Below are 648 nucleotides of genomic sequence, written 5' to 3' on the forward strand. Positions count from 1 at the left end.
AGCTTCCTCGAACTTGTAGGTCCAGCGGCCGTAGTAGGTCACCGCCCTGCCGTCGAACGCACCCGGCGCATCAGCCTCGAAATCGGCGTCGTTGATCAGCACGACAGCGATCTTGCCGTGCAGGTCCACGTCCTTGTAGTCGTTCCACTGGCGTTCCGGCGCGTCGATGCCGTAACCGACGAACACCAGCGGGGCATCCTTGATCTGCACGCGCTTGCGCGGCTGCAGGCTCTGCAGGGTCACGTCCATGCCGTTGGCCAGCGCGCGCTTGCCCTGCTTCAGCGACAGGCTGGCCTTGGCCGCGCCGTCCAGCTGCGCGCGCACCAGCGGCACCGGCTGCACCCAGCTGCCGTCCACGCCGCCCGGCTGCAGGCCGTAGCTGCGGAACTGCTCGATCAGGTACTGCACCGTGCGCTCTTCGCCCTCGGTGGCCGGCGCGCGGCCCTCGAATTCATCCGACGCCAGCACGCGCACATGGCGCGACAGTGCCTGCGGATCGATGCCGCCGCCGGGCAGGTCATTGGCCGCATGGGCCAGGCCCCCGACAAACAGGCAGGACGACAGCAGCAACACGCGCATCGGATTCACGGCAGTACCACGGCTAGCTTGGAAGTCACCAGAGTGTAACGTGGTCGTGACATCACGGCG

The 648-nt window shown here is 67.3% G+C and carries 1 protein-coding gene; it reads right to left on the minus strand.

Annotated features, from left to right (window positions below):
- Window positions 1-579, minus strand: a 579-nt coding sequence (locus DAI20_RS19620; RefSeq protein WP_205781508.1) for a hypothetical protein, incomplete at its 3' end; no start/stop codon positions are given.
- Between the last annotated feature and the right edge of the window lie 69 nt (window positions 580-648).

This window comes from Planctomonas deserti, from assembly GCF_003067705.1.
Lineage (GTDB): Bacteria > Actinomycetota > Actinomycetes > Actinomycetales > Microbacteriaceae > Planctomonas > Planctomonas deserti.